The organism is Achromobacter sp. ACM04 (genome assembly GCF_014851465.1).
Lineage (GTDB): Bacteria > Pseudomonadota > Gammaproteobacteria > Burkholderiales > Burkholderiaceae_B > Achromobacter > Achromobacter aegrifaciens.
In genome coordinates this window covers 23,498-37,044 of the sequence record NZ_JACUZS010000001.1, presented here as the reverse complement: position 1 = coordinate 37,044, position 13,547 = coordinate 23,498, and the positions used below count along the sequence as shown (strand labels likewise).

The 13,547-nt window shown below is 60.4% G+C and carries 23 protein-coding genes; 13 read left to right on the top strand and 10 right to left on the bottom strand.

What is annotated here, in order from left to right:
• Positions 1 to 21: 21 nt before the first annotated feature.
• The 7 genes from IB259_RS00220 to IB259_RS00190 form a co-directional block, all read right to left on the bottom strand.
• The gene (locus tag IB259_RS00220) at positions 22 to 387 is read right to left on the bottom strand and encodes an endonuclease (protein WP_192326927.1); all 366 of its coding nucleotides are present in this window, start codon (positions 385 to 387) and stop codon (positions 22 to 24) included.
• Positions 384 to 548 (bottom strand): hypothetical protein, encoded by a 165-nt coding sequence (locus IB259_RS00215; protein WP_192326925.1) that lies wholly within the window; start codon positions 546 to 548, stop codon positions 384 to 386. Before IB259_RS00215 ends, IB259_RS00220 begins: the two co-directional genes overlap by 4 nt.
• Positions 545 to 1,342: an ATP-binding protein gene (locus IB259_RS00210; RefSeq protein ID WP_225596751.1), complete on the bottom strand. Its 798-nt coding sequence runs from the start codon at positions 1,340 to 1,342 to the stop codon at positions 545 to 547. Before IB259_RS00210 ends, IB259_RS00215 begins: the two co-directional genes overlap by 4 nt.
• On the bottom strand, positions 1,284 to 2,090 hold the full coding sequence (locus IB259_RS30930) for a hypothetical protein (protein WP_225596750.1): 807 nt from the start codon (positions 2,088 to 2,090) through the stop codon (positions 1,284 to 1,286). The genes IB259_RS00210 and IB259_RS30930 overlap by 59 nt, the downstream gene beginning before the upstream one ends.
• Positions 2,090 to 2,530, bottom strand: coding sequence for a Ref family recombination enhancement nuclease (locus tag IB259_RS00200; RefSeq protein ID WP_225596749.1), 441 nt, complete (start codon positions 2,528 to 2,530; stop codon positions 2,090 to 2,092). The genes IB259_RS30930 and IB259_RS00200 overlap by 1 nt, the downstream gene beginning before the upstream one ends.
• A 151-nt stretch (positions 2,531 to 2,681) precedes the next feature.
• Entirely contained in the window at positions 2,682 to 3,113 is a 432-nt protein-coding gene (locus tag IB259_RS00195) for a hypothetical protein (protein WP_119450802.1), read from the bottom strand.
• Positions 3,113 to 3,427 (bottom strand): CII family transcriptional regulator, encoded by a 315-nt coding sequence (locus tag IB259_RS00190; RefSeq protein WP_119450801.1) that lies wholly within the window; start codon positions 3,425 to 3,427, stop codon positions 3,113 to 3,115. Before IB259_RS00190 ends, IB259_RS00195 begins: the two co-directional genes overlap by 1 nt.
• A 38-nt stretch (positions 3,428 to 3,465) precedes the next feature.
• Between IB259_RS00190 and IB259_RS00185 the strand changes: the two genes are divergently transcribed.
• On the top strand, positions 3,466 to 3,630 hold the full coding sequence (locus IB259_RS00185; RefSeq protein WP_192326923.1) for a hypothetical protein: 165 nt from the start codon (positions 3,466 to 3,468) through the stop codon (positions 3,628 to 3,630).
• Positions 3,631 to 3,632: 2 nt separating this feature from the next.
• Here the strand turns inward: IB259_RS00185 and IB259_RS00180 are convergent, their stop codons facing one another.
• A complete protein-coding gene (locus IB259_RS00180) occupies positions 3,633 to 3,872 on the bottom strand; it encodes a YdaS family helix-turn-helix protein (RefSeq protein WP_192326921.1) in 240 nt (79 codons plus the stop codon).
• Between the two features lie 71 nt (positions 3,873 to 3,943).
• On the opposite strand from IB259_RS00180, the gene IB259_RS00175 reads away from it, so the two are divergent.
• The 3 genes from IB259_RS00175 to IB259_RS00165 all read left to right on the top strand — a co-directional run bounded on the left by IB259_RS00175 (position 3,944) and on the right by IB259_RS00165 (position 6,011).
• Positions 3,944 to 4,429, top strand: a complete 486-nt coding sequence (locus IB259_RS00175; RefSeq protein WP_192326918.1) for a hypothetical protein — start codon at positions 3,944 to 3,946, stop codon at positions 4,427 to 4,429.
• A complete protein-coding gene (locus tag IB259_RS00170; RefSeq protein WP_192326914.1) occupies positions 4,426 to 5,163 on the top strand; it encodes a hypothetical protein in 738 nt (245 codons plus the stop codon). Before IB259_RS00175 ends, IB259_RS00170 begins: the two co-directional genes overlap by 4 nt.
• Positions 5,164 to 5,249: 86 nt before the next feature.
• Entirely contained in the window at positions 5,250 to 6,011 is a 762-nt protein-coding gene (locus tag IB259_RS00165; protein WP_192326911.1) for a hypothetical protein, read from the top strand.
• Between the two features lie 55 nt (positions 6,012 to 6,066).
• On the opposite strand, the gene IB259_RS00160 is transcribed toward IB259_RS00165, so the two are convergent.
• Positions 6,067 to 6,783, bottom strand: a complete 717-nt coding sequence (locus tag IB259_RS00160) for a hypothetical protein (RefSeq protein ID WP_192326907.1) — start codon at positions 6,781 to 6,783, stop codon at positions 6,067 to 6,069.
• Positions 6,784 to 7,553: 770 nt separating this feature from the next.
• On the opposite strand from IB259_RS00160, the gene IB259_RS00155 reads away from it, so the two are divergent.
• The 8 genes from IB259_RS00155 to ssb all read left to right on the top strand — a co-directional run bounded on the left by IB259_RS00155 (position 7,554) and on the right by ssb (position 11,690).
• A complete protein-coding gene (locus IB259_RS00155; RefSeq protein WP_192326904.1) occupies positions 7,554 to 7,697 on the top strand; it encodes a hypothetical protein in 144 nt (47 codons plus the stop codon).
• A gap of 39 nt (positions 7,698 to 7,736) precedes the next feature.
• Entirely contained in the window at positions 7,737 to 7,970 is a 234-nt protein-coding gene (locus IB259_RS00150) for a hypothetical protein (protein WP_192326901.1), read from the top strand.
• 3 nt (positions 7,971 to 7,973) lie between these two features.
• Positions 7,974 to 8,333, top strand: coding sequence for a hypothetical protein (locus IB259_RS00145; protein WP_192326898.1), 360 nt, complete (start codon positions 7,974 to 7,976; stop codon positions 8,331 to 8,333).
• Between the two features lie 67 nt (positions 8,334 to 8,400).
• Positions 8,401 to 8,577 (top strand): hypothetical protein, encoded by a 177-nt coding sequence (locus IB259_RS00140; protein WP_192326895.1) that lies wholly within the window; start codon positions 8,401 to 8,403, stop codon positions 8,575 to 8,577.
• 1 nt (position 8,578) lies between these two features.
• Positions 8,579 to 9,676 (top strand): hypothetical protein, encoded by a 1,098-nt coding sequence (locus IB259_RS00135; RefSeq protein ID WP_192326892.1) that lies wholly within the window; start codon positions 8,579 to 8,581, stop codon positions 9,674 to 9,676.
• 7 nt (positions 9,677 to 9,683) lie between these two features.
• A complete protein-coding gene (locus IB259_RS00130; RefSeq protein ID WP_192326889.1) occupies positions 9,684 to 10,517 on the top strand; it encodes a hypothetical protein in 834 nt (277 codons plus the stop codon).
• Positions 10,510 to 11,181 carry a hypothetical protein gene (locus IB259_RS00125; RefSeq protein ID WP_192326886.1) on the top strand — a complete coding sequence of 224 codons (672 nt, stop codon included), beginning with the start codon at positions 10,510 to 10,512 and terminating at the stop codon, positions 11,179 to 11,181. Before IB259_RS00130 ends, IB259_RS00125 begins: the two co-directional genes overlap by 8 nt.
• Positions 11,181 to 11,690, top strand: coding sequence for a single-stranded DNA-binding protein (gene ssb / locus IB259_RS00120; RefSeq protein ID WP_192326883.1), 510 nt, complete (start codon positions 11,181 to 11,183; stop codon positions 11,688 to 11,690). The genes IB259_RS00125 and ssb overlap by 1 nt, the downstream gene beginning before the upstream one ends.
• A gap of 3 nt (positions 11,691 to 11,693) precedes the next feature.
• Here ssb and IB259_RS00115 read toward each other — a convergent pair whose 3' ends face one another.
• Complete coding sequence (locus IB259_RS00115; RefSeq protein ID WP_192326880.1) at positions 11,694 to 12,359, bottom strand: hypothetical protein; 666 nt, start codon at positions 12,357 to 12,359, stop codon at positions 11,694 to 11,696.
• A gap of 438 nt (positions 12,360 to 12,797) precedes the next feature.
• Between IB259_RS00115 and IB259_RS00110 the strand changes: the two genes are divergently transcribed.
• Positions 12,798 to 13,547, top strand: a complete 750-nt coding sequence (locus IB259_RS00110) for a hypothetical protein (RefSeq protein WP_192326877.1) — start codon at positions 12,798 to 12,800, stop codon at positions 13,545 to 13,547.

Here is a 13,547-nt window from a genome sequence, read left to right as displayed (position 1 = left end):
CTCGGGGCTTTTCGATAATCGTCATAGTTTCACCTGCTCGATAGTGACGCGGACCAAGCCGCCCTTGACCTTCTCGCGGATCTCGGCCGGGGCAAAGTGAAAGTCGCGGTCATTCATGCCTACCGCATCGGCAATGCCATCCGTGGCAGCCTTCATTCGGGCCGCGAGGTTGTCGCGGTCATAGGCACGCGCATCAGGTGGGAAAAATTCGTACGCAAGGCGCACCCCGAGAAACTGACTGAAGTCGTCCGCCTTAGAGAGCGCAGAACGCGCCAGAAGGCGAGCTGCCGTCCTATAGCGCTTCTTCGCTTGAGATACCGGCGCCCAATGCCCGCGGTGGTTCGGGCTGAGTTCCTTGGGGGGCCAGGGGAGGTCAACAGTGATCATGCGACCTCCCCGGCATTCAGTTCCAAGCCCAATGCGCGCTTGGCCATGACCAAGACAGTGATGGCATAACGCTTACCGCCCTTCCGCTGGTGTTCCTGCAAAATCTTCAAGGCCCAGCGCCGCTCGTTGGGGACCGCGGAGGCTTCCGGAAGGAGGGTCATGCTTGCCTCCGATAGCTGGGCCAGTCGAACACGACCATCCGGCCACCGCCCTCTCGCAGACGGTCAATAACGCGCTCGCCTAGATACTCGGTCAGCGGCTCCTTGGCGAGGTTGCTGATTACGATCGTGGGCTTGAGCCCCTGGTAGCGGCCGTTGATGACTTCGAACAGGTACATCTTTTCCGTTTCACTGCCAAACTGCACGCCGACCTCATCGAGGACCAGAAGGTCTGGATCGACGAGGTTTTGAAGGGCGTCTGCTTCAGTCAGCTCGGAGCCTTTCCGATACGTCTCCTTGATAGACCGAACGGCTCCGAGCACAGAGGAAAACACCGCCACGCAGTCACGCTTGATGACTTCGTGACAGATCCCGACAGCCAGGTGAGTCTTGCCAGCTCCCACACCGCCGCAGAAAACTAGGCTCTGACCAGTCTTTTGGCATTCCGCGAAGTTGTCGGCAAAGTCCTTAGCCACGGCCAACGCCTTTTTCGGCCCTTCGGCATGAGGGACGAAGTTCTCCAGGGTCTTGTCGGCAAACCGAGGCGGAATTGCGGCGCGCCCCAGCAATTCGTTTGCACGGCGCTGGCGCAGCTCCACCAGCCACTTGGCATGCGCCTCGCTTGCCTCGCGCTCTTGCTGCTGCTTGATGCAGACAGGGCAACCGGACGTATGGCCAAAGTACGTGATGGCCGTGTATTCCCCGTGCTGGTCGCAGCATTGGGAGAATTGCTCGGTGCTAAAACGTCCCATCCGCTGCAACCCCGGCGTGGTAGTCCTGCTGGTTGAAGTTTCCATGCGCTGTCACTCCATTCGGTTTCGTTCGGGTTTGGGCTCGTGGCGGAAATAGCCCCTGGTATCCGCCGGCGATGCTGTTGGCGATCACCGCGCGCGGCAGGTAGCCTTCGTCTCGGTAGTCGGCAAGTTGCTGCAGCTGACGCTTGGCGCCCTCCTCCGTGATCGGCTTCTTGCGGACCTTTCGGTCGGCAACCCAGCTCTGCCAGTCTTCGGGGTCAAGCCAATCAGGCAGCTCGATCGCCGATGCGTCGAATCCGTTCCCCCGCTTGCGGGGGTTAGGGGGTGTTTGTTTTTCTTCTTTATCTGTATCTGTATCTTTATCTGTCGTGACTTCGCGTGACTCGTCGTGACTTGTGCGTGACTTACCTTCTTCAGCGGCCTGACGCTCCCGCTCTCTCTGGTCCCTCTTCCTCTCAGCGGAAGACTTGGCGCGGGTTTCCGGGTTGCCAACGTCTTCCTTCTTGGGCTGGCGCTTTTCCCATCCGGTAAGCCTTTCTCCGTCCAAAACTCGGCCCTGCATCGCATCGAGGATTGCCTGAACATCAGCCTCGGTCACGTCCAATGCGCTGGCGACGTCTTCCGCCGTGACATCAACGTGACCTCGCGTGACGTTGCGTGACGCATCCGTCATGACGTGCAAAGCGACAGACAAGACAAGCGCGATGGGTTGTCCAGATGCTCGTGCGATCGTTCGCCACTTGGGATCGTTCGGCATGTCGTGCCAGAGTCGGAACCATTCATTGGCCATTACGCTACCTCCAGCATTCCTGCGGCCTGCAAGGCACCTTCCGGCACGCTCTGGCCCTGCAATTGCAGTTGCTCAATGCACCACACCAGCAAATCCAGTTGCTTTCCGTAGCGCGTCTCGAACACGGCCTTGCGGGGATGGACAGCGATAGCCAGGCCGTCGTCTTGATGATGACTTCCGCACAGCGGCAAGACCTTCCAGTGGGCGTCTGGCTTCGTGCGACCGTCGATGTGGTGGATCGACACGTAGTCGTTGAAATTGCCGTCCATGCGACACGCCACGCACCCAATTCGGCATGCGAGCTGATCATGGAAAGATTTTTGAGCGGCTGACACCGGAGCGCCCTTCATGCCCTTGGACTTGATGGGGTGGCTGCGGCGGGCGATCACGCCACGCGAACGGAAAGGCGTCGTGCGCTTGAGGGTGCAGTTCCAGGTCATTGTTTGTCTCCGACCTCGACGCACTTGTAGGTCTTATTTCCAACGTAGAACGACCCCAGCCGCTCGCATTCAGCCGCCACAGTTGAATGCGCAAACATCCAGCCGCCATAAAAGGCGATCCAAAGCAAGATGCAGAACAAAATACCTTGCATCATTTCCGCGACTCCATGTAGGGCTTGCGAATGCGCTCATGGAAGAGCTTCGCGGCAGTAGGGTTGTGATCCAGGTCTCGGCGGCTTTGAACGCCGCACACGCGCAGGATCCAGTCGCGGGCTTCGTCGGCGTCGTCAGCGCGGCAGAATTCCCAGAACTCCACTGACTGGCAGAACATTCCAGCCAGCTTTGCCAGCTCTCCACCCTTGGGCTGTTCAGGCTGAGGCTTAGGCTGTTCGTCGTCGCCAATCTCGACCGCCACGACTGCGAGGCGCTGGCCCGCCGTCTTGCCCTTGGCAACCGTCATGGCCTTGAAGGCCGCCAAGTCATCCTCGTCGCTAAGCCAGAACGTGACCTTGGCCCCCCCGTTGTGGGTCTGGGACCAGCCGGCGAGCATGACCTCGCCTTGGAAAGCGACAGGGACGGTCATTACAAGCTCCGATTTTGGTTTTCGACTTCGGCCTGCAGGTACTTCGCCAACATCGTCTTCATGGCGAATAGTTCCTGCCGGCTGATAACCATGGCGTTAGACGGCGACAACTGGAAACCCAGTGCGGCGAGCAATTGGCACATCTGTTCAAGGTCATTTTTCGCCCGGCTAATAGTGCTGGCGGAGGTGCCCATGAAATCGGCTGCACGGTCTTGGGTGACTTCTGCAAGTCGCCGCAAAACTTCACCTTGAATCCGTGCACCGTTCTTGCGTGTGCTTTCAACCTGCTCGGCTGATACTGGTTGCGTGCTCATCGAGTACTTCCTTATGAACAAAGAGCGAGGTGTGTTTCGTGACCGAAACGGAAAAGTTGTTGATCAGCGCCCAGGACTTGGCCCGTCGGATCTTTGAAGATCCGAGCGAGAAGGCAGTCATGGACTTGTTTCAGGAGCTGTGCGCCGAGCGCGACCGCATGGCGTGGACGACCGAGGGGCGCGAGAGCGCGACGGTGCATTGATGTCATGCCGCCCTCGCCTCTTCGGCAAGCTCCGGCCAAATGCGCTGCCAATCCTCCGGCCGAAGATCGCGGCGCGTAACGGCCCCGGCGGTCGCAAGTTCGATCGAAGCGCAGTGCTCGACCGGGACCGGCCGGCGGTCCGTACGCCATTGATAGACAAGCGCTGGGGACACTCCCACGCACCGAGCGAGCGCCGCAGCGCTGATTGCTCCGTCCCGATTTAGGTAGTTGTTCAGATCCATGGCTTGAACTATAGCGTTGCTACAGTTTATTCGCAAGCCATGCTATAGATTTATTTGAATAGCATCGCTATATGAAAATTTGGACTATCGAAGAGGAAGCCTCCGCCTTGCGCGCGCGCTTTGAGGGCGTGAACCGCGCGGCTTTCGCTCGCAGCCATCAGATCAAGGGCGGTCAGGCGATGATCTACCAACACATCACCGGTAGGCGCCCTCTTAATCTAGAAGCGGCTACGGCGTATGCCCAGGGTTTGGGCTGTTCACTTGCTGATATCAGCCCACGGCTCGCAGCCGAGGCGCAAAAAGCGGCGGCTCTAACGTCTGATGCGGCTCTTCGCGTAAGCCCGACAGAAGCGCCGTGGCCGTTCCCATCTACCCCGGAGGCAGATGTGCGCGCGCTGCCAGCAGCCGACATACAGCTGTTGGATTCCATCTTGGCTGGGGCGATGAAGGCAATTTTGAACCGGTCGACGCCATCAAAATCGATGGCTGAGCAAGTCCTGAATGCATCAGGCCTTTCCGAAACACCTAAAAAGAAGATTCGTGAGACTGAAAAATGAAGTTGGAGGCCGCTGATCTGGTTCGGGGTAGCGAGACGCCGGTTGGTGACGGCCTGACAGGGGCGATGCGGTGCATCCTGACGCTGCCAAATGGTGTGAAGCGCGCGGCCGTCGTAAAGACAGGCTCGATTGGCGAGGTAACAGCTGAGAGTTTTTGCGCCCTGCTATTGAAAGCGTGGGGTTTAGATGTCCCGGACCCATATATCGTTCGGTGGCCCTCTGGATTCGCCTTTGGGAGCGCCGACACTGGGTATCCAAGCCTTAAGCAACGAGTTGGCATATCCGACCAAATCCCGCCTGGTCCTATCCGCGATGCAGCTGAAAAAGCCGCATGCGCACTTGTCGCCAGTTTTGCCGATACGCCTCTAGCCCTCTGTGCCGATGAGGCCATTGGAAACACAGATCGAAACTTGGGCAATATCTTGTGGGATGGCCGGCGGGTGAGTTGGATCGATCATGCCCGCTGCCTGGAAGAAGGCGAAGGGTACCCGGATAGGAATTTGTTGGCCGTGATGGCCATGCTCGCAGGCAAAGAAGACTCTATCGCAAAATCTGCTGTAGCCCAGGCCCTAGCCCTAAACCGTACCGTGATTCTCGAAGCTTCGGACGCCGCCGTTGAGGCACTCGGACATGGCGACCCAGCGGCATTCGTTGCAAAACGAATCAATACTCTAGCAGCGCGTATCATTTCTCGCTTTCCTGCACCTGCTGATCTACTATCCCCTGCACCATGACGGAAGACATCGTCCACCGCTCCCAGCTGCTTGTTCCTTGGAGGCCCCTATTTTGGGAGCCTGTGTCTGGCACGGGCGAACGAATCATGGTTGGGGTCGTCCACGGCTTCGATGGCAGCTGGCAAGCGCATCGCCTAATTCGCGACGATGTTCTTCATTGCCTATACGGCAAGGCGGCGAAGGACGTCATATCGCTGTTGACCCATTCCCTAAACTTGTACGCGGCTGCAGCTGATGCTGCCCACGGCGTCAATGAACTTGAATATTCGATGGGCGCCCTTTCCCCCGGTCCGGCGCGCGCCACTGAGGCCTCGTCAATAAACGATTTGCTCAGAACCGCAGCACTGCTCTACTCAAGCCTTGCTCAGATCGATGTGTACGACGAGAGTGACGAAAGCGACACGCCGCTACCAGACGAGGTGAGCAAGCGGTTCAGTATCGAGGTACGTCAACTTGTTCTTGGGAAAAACCCAGAGCTAGCCAAGGGATTTGGGAGCGGCGGCCGGCTGACCAAGGGCGGCCAACTGGTGCGCTTCGGCTATTTCTCGCCTGAAGCCATCATGCACTTTTCAGTCTTGCACCCGGTACGGCAATCCGCCAGTGTGCGAGATGCTCGTGCAAAACTATGGGAGCTCTCCCGCGCATCGGAGATTTCGGGGATCAAAAAAACGGCACTCATAGCCGCAATCCCTCGTTCCGATGAGCCGCATCTCGGTGAGAAACAACGTGAACGACTCAAGGCGAACCGCGCAGAAATAGAGCGTGAGGCAGATGACGCTGAAATCCGGCTCCACGCAGTTCATTCCGCCGAAGAAGGAGCAGAGAAAGTGCTTGCCTTAATTGGTTAGGCAGTATGTCCCTTGTAATGGCCACCCCCCGGGGTGGCTTTTTTATTTGAGCGGCCTAATCTCCCGGCAGACACTCAACCCATTGCCGCTGGTAGCCGGCCTCTCCGGCATGGCCCCAGCACCACCCCGCGCGCTCAATCTGAGTCATCAGCAGGTCACGATCCTTGCATGCTTGGGATGTTCGAGGATTCGCAGGCAGACCCCCGCGGCACTCTCCATTCAGTCGATCGGCCTCGTTCAACATTCCTTCCATTTGAGCCCGCGGCCGGGCCTCCACCTTGCTGGTGGTTGCAGTCTGCTCACGACAATCGAATACCGGCACGTCATAGTGCAACCCGAGCCCCACACATGTTGCAGCGAAATTCTGCCACTTCTTTAGTTTCGCAAGTTCGGGCTCTTGACTCGTAGAAAAAACCAGTTTGATGGCTCCGTAGCGATATCCGCCCAACAAGGCAACGTACGGGTCGTCGCCAATATCACGTCGGACTTCAAGCACTACCCCGGCGATGCTGGAGCGCTTGCCCCGAAATCGTTCTTCAGCCGCCAAGCCGTTCGCCTCATAAGCCGCAGCCACATTTACAGCCTGGACATGGGGAGCAGGGTCGCTCTGCTTCGCGGGGCGCTCTCCCGCCGAAAGACGTGTCTTGACCATCTTGGCATTGGCAGCAAATGCCAAGTACCGCGGGGTCACGTTCTCATACCACTCTTCCACGCAAATGGCATCACTGCAATTTTCGGCACGCCACTTCAAATCAGATGCGGCCAACTTCATGAACTGGTCTCGATCTTCGACGCTGTCTCGGGCTGCTCTGTAGGCCTGCGCGTACTTGGTGTCTAAGTTCAAAAGTGGCTGGCTACCGCACACCAGTCTTTCGATTTTCGTTGCAGGCTTCTGGCAATCGACGCTATTCGCATACGCAACTGCCCAAGGCATCCCCGCTACGAGCGTGGCAACGACCCATCCTCTCCCGACCTTGACCACATCGCTCTCCAAGTAACAAAACGTTCTTGATGGTAGCTCATAGCTGATCAATCTAGGCCTCATCCTCCGCACCCGCCTCGTGCGGCGTCTCTTTTGCTTGTTACAAAAATCTATAGCATCGCTATTGCATGAAAACTGTAGCGTTGCTATAGTTCATCCATGCGCTGCAAACACGGCGCAGCAACAAACCCTCGGCCTCGTCTCCCAGCGAGAGGACGTTACCGCCACAAAGTCGGGTGGGCATGGGAAGCAGCACCAGTAGTACCGCTCTTTAACAACCAGCAAGAGATAGAACAGGCCAATGGCGCTCATGCGCGGCTAGGCCCCGGGCTCACCCTCCGCCCCGGAATCAAGATCGCGAGGACATCAACGACCCAGGCGCGGCGAGTAGCTCTGCTGTTTTGCCTGTGGACGATTGATAGGGCAGCGCCCCACCTGGAGCCGCGATGAGCGGGAGTAGCCAGGCGGTGCGCTGCCCCGGACTTCATCCGTCAGCCCGTTCCTTGAGCGCCGGCTGACGAATGAATCCTCACAACCCGTGAGCAGACAGGGAGAACAGCATGGAACGGAAGCACATCGTTGTCTGGTGGGATGCCCACGGCAACGCCCGCCAGTCCGAAAAGATGGACCGCGCGACGGCTGAGACGTTTGCCGCGTCCATGCTGCCCAAACAAGAACCCCGCCTGGTTCTTGTCTCCGCCTAACCCCCACCCCGCCCCGGGTGCCGGGGCAAGGAGACATCCATGTCCATCATCTTCGAATCGCCCACCGCCGAGCAGGCCATCAGCACGATGGAGACCTATGGCGGCAAGTTCATCAAGCAACTTGCGCACCTGTGGCGCGTGGCTGACCCGGTCAACCGCGGCCGCCTGCAACTGGCCTTCCGCGCTGAGTTCGACAAGTACGCCGAGGACGCCAAGATCCTGAAGCATTACCAGGGCATGGCGCGCGAGGCTGAACTGGCGGCGAGGAACTGAGCCATGAACGCCCGCCAAGCCTTCCTTGACGACCCGACGCGGGTTGCTGACTTCGGCCTGCTGGCCGATGAAGTAGATGCCGACGCGCCGACCGTGACGCGCGAACGCGCCGTGGCCCTGGTCCGTGCATGCCTGGAGAACGAGACGGCCGGCGCCTTCGGCCAGTCGGCGCGGATCTGGGCTGATTGCCTGCTGGATGAGTTCAGCGACAACCAAGCCGCGGCCGCGCTGGTGCTGCTGGCCGGCACGGTGAACATGAGCATCCACAGGTTCCTGTCGCAGCACCTGGAGAACTATATCCACGCCGAGGCCAACCGCCTGCTGGCGGACATGGACCCCGAGGAAGCGGAGGCCTGCCTGTGATCGCCTTCGTAATCCTCGGTTTTGCCCTGCTGGTGCAGGCCATCGTCGACGCCTGGAGGTCACGCAAATGATCCGTCGTCTCCTGCGCGACCGCGACGCCCGCCTGTCCGCTTTCATCGTCGCCGCTGTGCTGACCGCCCTGGTCTTCGGCTACGGCGAGCGCCAGCAGCGCGACGAGCAAGCCCAATCCACCCTCACCGCCTGCGAAGGCTGCGGCAAGACCGTGGTCGTCGCGAAGGAATGACATGACCGAAGCAACCCAACTGGCCGAGCTGCCGCCGGCGGAGACTGCGCTGCAGGTTTACTCCAAGCCCGGCGGCCTGGACCCTTGGCTCGACAAGATCCGCGCCGAGGTGAGCGGCCACGTGCCGGATCTGAAGACCAAGAAGGGCCGCGACGCGATAGCCAGCCGAGCCCACAAGGTCGGCAAGGCCAAAGTCGCGCTGGACGATATCGGCAAGGAACTGGTCGCCAAGCTGAAGGATGTGCCCAAGAAGATCGACGCGGAGCGCAAGCGGATGCGGGATCTGCTGGATGCCTTGAAGGAAGAGGTACGGGCGCCGCTCACAGCCTGGGAGCAGGCCGAAGATGACCGCGTCCAGCGACACAAGGACGCCATCGAGGGCATCGTCGCCCTGGTCGTCGACAGTGGCGAACCGGCGGAATCTATCCGCGCCGCCCTCACAGCGGTCGAGGCAGTCGCCATCGGCCCCCAGTGGGAAGAGTTCGAGCCGGAGGCCGCCCGAACGAAAGACAAGGCGTTGACCAACCTGCGCGATCGCCTCGCCGCGCGCGAGAAGCACGACGCGGACCAGGCCGAACTGGCGCGCCTTCGCGCTGAGACCGCGGCGCGCGAGCAGAAAGACCGCGAAGAGCGCATCGCCCGCGAAGCCGCCGAGAAGGCACAGCGCGAAGCGGACGCGGCAGCTCAGGCGGAACGCGAGGCAGCGATCCGTCGTGAGCAGGAAGCCAAGGCCGCGGCCGAACGCCGCGAGCTGGAACTGAAGCTGCAAGCCGAGCAGGCGGAGAAGGCGGCGGCGCAGGCCAAGGCGGACAAGATCGCCGCCGAGCAGCGCGCCGAACAAGAACGACTCGCAGCCATCGAACGCGAGAAGCAAGCCGTCGAGGCCGCGCGGCAGGCCGAAATCAAGCGCCAGGCCGACGCCAAGGCAGCAGAAGAGGCCGAGACCCGGCGCCGCGAGGAAGACAAGGCGCACAAGGCAAGCATCAACCGCGCCGCCCTGGATGCGTTCGTCGCCGGCGGCATGCCCGAGGAATGCGCCAAGCAGGCGGTCACGCTGATCGCCAAAGGCCTGATTCCTAACATCCGAATCACCTATTGAGGACGCCATGAACGAAGTTATCGAAGCGCCTGCCCGGCAGTCGGGCATCGTCCCGCAGCAGGATGGCCGCAGTTCGGTCGCCGACGTCACGCGCCATGTGATCGCCGTCCAGGAAGTGATGCGTTCGGTGATGAAGCCGAACGTGCACTACGGAGCGATTCCCGGCGCGGGTGAGAAGCCGACGCTGCTGAAGCCCGGCGCCGAGGTGCTGTGCATGACTTTCCGCATCGCGGACGAGTACGAAATTGTGGACCTCTCCACGGCCGGAGCCGTTCGCTATCGCGTGAAGTGCATCGGCCGCCACCAAGCCACGGGCGTAGCCCTCGGGTCTGGTTTGGGTGAGGCCTCCACCGACGAAGAGAAGTATCGCTGGCGCAAGGCGGTCTGCGATGCCGAATTCGAGGGCACGCCGGCCGATATGAAGCGCACGAAGTACGGGCGTAAGTCAGGCGGCCACTACACGGTTCAGCAGATCCGGACCGAGCCCGCCGACCTCGCAAACACCGTGCTGAAGATGGCCTGCAAGCGCGCCAAGATCGCCATGGTCTTGAACGTAACCGCGGCCAGCGACATGTTCAGCCAGGACCTGGAAGATCTGGACGCCGAGCTCGTGCGGCACCTGGCCGAAGACGACCGTGAGGCGCACATGCAAGAAGTCCGCACGGAATGGGTCACCCGGGCTCAGGCCGCGGCGAACGAGGATGAACTGCGCGCGACCATGAAGGCCGGCGTCAAGGTATTCCAGGCCGCGCGCGACCAGGATGGATACAAGCAATTCGCCGCCGCGGTGCAGAAGCGCGGCGCAGAGATCAAGCAACCCAAAGGAGATAGCAATGCGTGATATCAAGTTCCGCTGCTCGAGCATCGGCAAGCTGATGGCCAACCCGACCGCCGCCGCCATCAAGGCGGGTGAAGTCCTTTCGGTCGGCGCCAAGACCTACATCCGCGAACTGGCCCAGCAGGAGATTCTGGGCATCGACTTCGAATTCTCCAGCAAGGAAACCCAGAAGGGCCTGGAGGTCGAGGATCAGTCGATCGCCCTTCTGAACCGCGTGCGCGGCCTGTCCTTGGTGAAGAATGCCGAGCGCCGAACCAACGAATGGCTGACCGGCGAATGCGACCTCTACCACGCCGAACGCCGCCGCGGCCACGACCTCAAGTCGTCGTGGTCGGCGAAGACGTTCCCCGGCTGGCTGGTCGACGCGATCGACAGCGGCTACGAGTGGCAGATGCGCGGCTACATGATGCTGTGGGACGCCGATCAATGGGAGGTGAACTACGCGCTGGTCGACACGCCGGAGCGGCTGATCGGCTTCGAGCCGATCCAGATGCACTTGGTCTCACACATCCCCGAACATCAGCGCCTCACGTCCTGGGTCATCGAACGCGACTTCGAGAAAGAGCGCGAGATGATCGCCAAGGTCAAAGCCGCCCGTGACTACTTCGCCGAGGTCATCCAAGACTTCGACCAGGTCCATCCCCAACTGTTCAAGGAAGCCGCGTAATGGCCAGCGTCAACAAAGTCATCCTGGTGGGCAACTTGGGCCGCGACCCGGAGGTCCGCTACAGCCCCGAAGGGGCGGCAATCTGCAATATGTCCATTGCCACCACCTCGACCTGGAAGGACAAGGCCAGCGGCGAGAAGCGCGAAGAAACGGAATGGCACCGCGTGGTCATGTACAACCGCTTGGCGGAAATCGCTGGCGAATACCTGAAGAAGGGCCGCTCTGTCTACATCGAAGGGCGCCTGAAAACGCGCAAATGGCAAGACAAGGATACCGGCGCTGACCGCTACAGCACCGAAATCATCGCCGACCAGATGCAGATGCTGGGCGGCCGCGAAGAGGGTGGCGGCGGAGCCGACGGCTACGACGGCGAGCCGCGGCAGCAACGCGCGCCGGCTCCACGCCCCGCGCCTCGTCGTAACGAATACGCGGACCAGCGCGGCGGTGCCGCGCCTCAGTCGACTCCAGCGGCAAACCTCGCCGACATGGACGACGACATCCCGTTCTAGTTCCTACCTATCAAGGAGCATTGCCACTTTGGAAGTGGCATTCTTCGTACGCTCGTGCGCATTCCTGATGGATGCGCTATAGCGAGTCATTCGCTCTAAGACGACTTTGCCCAATGCACTCGCCTCAGGGTGATTCTGCGACATCAGGCGATTGATTTCATTCAACTCGTCCATCGATTTGTTGTTTGATTTGTACGCCGAAAACAGTGTCTGGAAGCTCGAATATGCGTACACCAACTGCTCGCGCAGGTCTGCGTTCGCAATTAGGTGCATCTTGCCTGCGTAACCATGGAACATGGGAAACGGATTTTCAGGCGGTAGCCAGTAGCTCTTAAACGCGGTATTAGCGGGGTGCCTTTCAATTGCAGCCCCCGCGACATCTTGATAGTGATTCCAATGGACTCTCAACTCCGTGGATAGCGCCTCGGCCGCTCGTTTCCCCTCTTCCTGCTCCGCGAGTGCTGCCCGATCCATCGAGTTTCGGTTGTCCCGATGGGACACCCACACCGCGATGAGAATTGCGCCGATTGAGCCAAATGCCTGTACCCAGGCGGCCCAATCAGACGAACGATCCTTGAACTCCGGCATTTGCCAGGCAAAGAGCGCGGCAAGACCCGCGACGCCAGCAATTGCGGCGATTTTTCCGCACGACACCTCGCAGCTTTCCATCTTCCCGTACCCCTCGTTTCGAGATACGCGATCGTACTCCAAGGGGGGGGAGCCCTACGCCATGCCAGATTCCCCAAGGCGGCCCTGCCGACGCTACCGACCTGCTGCAGCAAACGCGGATCCTGGCGGAGATGGAGGCGAAGAATGCTGCAGCGTTTTGAGGTCATGGTCTTTGCAATATCCGCCATTGCGCCGGCGGTCTCGACTGTTCCCAGCCCTGAGCGAGATGGGATGAGCATACCGAACAGACCCATTTCCGCTCTCTTGCGCTGGTTGAATGCCCGCCTCTGGGCAGCCCATACATCCCTGGATACAGGTGATCGTGGGGTCGATCGGAAGAAGGTTTGCCATTCAGGGCAACGCAATCGTCACAGGGCTGCATTCTTCAATCCCAAGATATCCACCAAATCATCGTACCCCAACCCCTTTGGAGCTGACATGACTACCACCCTCCCCGCCGGCTGGAAGCCGATTGAATCAGCGCCCAGGGACGGCACGCCCGTTCTGCTATTCGCCCGGCATATCAACGCAGAGGCCAGCACTCGCGTCGTCGGCGCATACCACTACGATTACGGCTGGCTTTCACAAGCTTACTCGGGTCAGGGAATGGCCCAACTTGTCGCGTCCCACTGGATGGAGTTGCCGCCCTTCCCTTACACCCCTCCCGCCACCCCCCAGGACGCTCCCATCACCGTATCCCTCGACCCCGACCCTCGCGGCGTCAGCGTAGGCGTATGGCAGGGATCGCACTGCATCTATAACGGGGCGCATGCGGTGCCGAGCGCACAGGATGATGCGAAGGACGAGCGGCAGGCGTTCGAGGCGTGGGCCAAAAAGAAGAAGATGCCGTTGGCTCGCATAGGCCAGCAATATGACGATTTCTGGGTTGATCATGCCTGGAACGGCTGGCAGGCCCGAGCTGCCCTTGCCGCTCCCGCTGCTGGCGATGCGCGGGCCGAACCCGCGCCGGAATGGGCTGCGTGTGAATCGCGCCGCCCGTGGGTGACGAACAGTCTCAGGGCGAAGGCTCAAGAACTGCGCGAGAAAGAGAAGCGCTGCCGCACGGCCTTCAACAAGGATTTCATGGGCATGCCGAGCCGGTATGTGGCTGACGCCTATGCCGAAGCGGCGGCAGTCTTCGAGGCCAGGCTTGCGGCTATTGCAGCCTCTCAGCAGCAGGAGGGGTGA

What these genes read in the sequence shown, in the direction of transcription:
- IB259_RS00210 (WP_225596751.1), bottom strand. Translation starts at nt 1,342, where the DNA reads ATGGAAACTTCAACCAGCAGGACTACCACGCCGGGGTTGCAGCGGATG.
- IB259_RS00125 (WP_192326886.1), top strand. Translation starts at nt 10,510, where the DNA reads ATGCGTGATATCAAGTTCCGCTGCTCGAGCATCGGCAAGCTGATGGCC.
- IB259_RS00175 (WP_192326918.1), top strand. Translation starts at nt 3,944, where the DNA reads ATGAAAATTTGGACTATCGAAGAGGAAGCCTCCGCCTTGCGCGCGCGC.
- IB259_RS30930 (WP_225596750.1), bottom strand. Translation starts at nt 2,090, where the DNA reads ATGGCCAATGAATGGTTCCGACTCTGGCACGACATGCCGAACGATCCC.
- IB259_RS00200 (WP_225596749.1), bottom strand. Translation starts at nt 2,530, where the DNA reads ATGACCTGGAACTGCACCCTCAAGCGCACGACGCCTTTCCGTTCGCGT.
- IB259_RS00155 (WP_192326904.1), top strand. Translation starts at nt 7,554, where the DNA reads ATGGAACGGAAGCACATCGTTGTCTGGTGGGATGCCCACGGCAACGCC.
- ssb (WP_192326883.1), top strand. Translation starts at nt 11,181, where the DNA reads ATGGCCAGCGTCAACAAAGTCATCCTGGTGGGCAACTTGGGCCGCGAC.
- IB259_RS00145 (WP_192326898.1), top strand. Translation starts at nt 7,974, where the DNA reads ATGAACGCCCGCCAAGCCTTCCTTGACGACCCGACGCGGGTTGCTGAC.
- IB259_RS00135 (WP_192326892.1), top strand. Translation starts at nt 8,579, where the DNA reads ATGACCGAAGCAACCCAACTGGCCGAGCTGCCGCCGGCGGAGACTGCG.
- IB259_RS00180 (WP_192326921.1), bottom strand. Translation starts at nt 3,872, where the DNA reads ATGGATCTGAACAACTACCTAAATCGGGACGGAGCAATCAGCGCTGCG.
- IB259_RS00215 (WP_192326925.1), bottom strand. Translation starts at nt 548, where the DNA reads ATGACCCTCCTTCCGGAAGCCTCCGCGGTCCCCAACGAGCGGCGCTGG.
- IB259_RS00110 (WP_192326877.1), top strand. Translation starts at nt 12,798, where the DNA reads ATGACTACCACCCTCCCCGCCGGCTGGAAGCCGATTGAATCAGCGCCC.
- IB259_RS00160 (WP_192326907.1), bottom strand. Translation starts at nt 6,783, where the DNA reads ATGAAGTTGGCCGCATCTGATTTGAAGTGGCGTGCCGAAAATTGCAGT.
- IB259_RS00190 (WP_119450801.1), bottom strand. Translation starts at nt 3,427, where the DNA reads ATGAGCACGCAACCAGTATCAGCCGAGCAGGTTGAAAGCACACGCAAG.
- IB259_RS00195 (WP_119450802.1), bottom strand. Translation starts at nt 3,113, where the DNA reads ATGACCGTCCCTGTCGCTTTCCAAGGCGAGGTCATGCTCGCCGGCTGG.
- IB259_RS00170 (WP_192326914.1), top strand. Translation starts at nt 4,426, where the DNA reads ATGAAGTTGGAGGCCGCTGATCTGGTTCGGGGTAGCGAGACGCCGGTT.
- IB259_RS00130 (WP_192326889.1), top strand. Translation starts at nt 9,684, where the DNA reads ATGAACGAAGTTATCGAAGCGCCTGCCCGGCAGTCGGGCATCGTCCCG.
- IB259_RS00165 (WP_192326911.1), top strand. Translation starts at nt 5,250, where the DNA reads ATGGTTGGGGTCGTCCACGGCTTCGATGGCAGCTGGCAAGCGCATCGC.
- IB259_RS00140 (WP_192326895.1), top strand. Translation starts at nt 8,401, where the DNA reads ATGATCCGTCGTCTCCTGCGCGACCGCGACGCCCGCCTGTCCGCTTTC.
- IB259_RS00115 (WP_192326880.1), bottom strand. Translation starts at nt 12,359, where the DNA reads ATGGAAAGCTGCGAGGTGTCGTGCGGAAAAATCGCCGCAATTGCTGGC.
- IB259_RS00150 (WP_192326901.1), top strand. Translation starts at nt 7,737, where the DNA reads ATGTCCATCATCTTCGAATCGCCCACCGCCGAGCAGGCCATCAGCACG.
- IB259_RS00220 (WP_192326927.1), bottom strand. Translation starts at nt 387, where the DNA reads ATGATCACTGTTGACCTCCCCTGGCCCCCCAAGGAACTCAGCCCGAAC.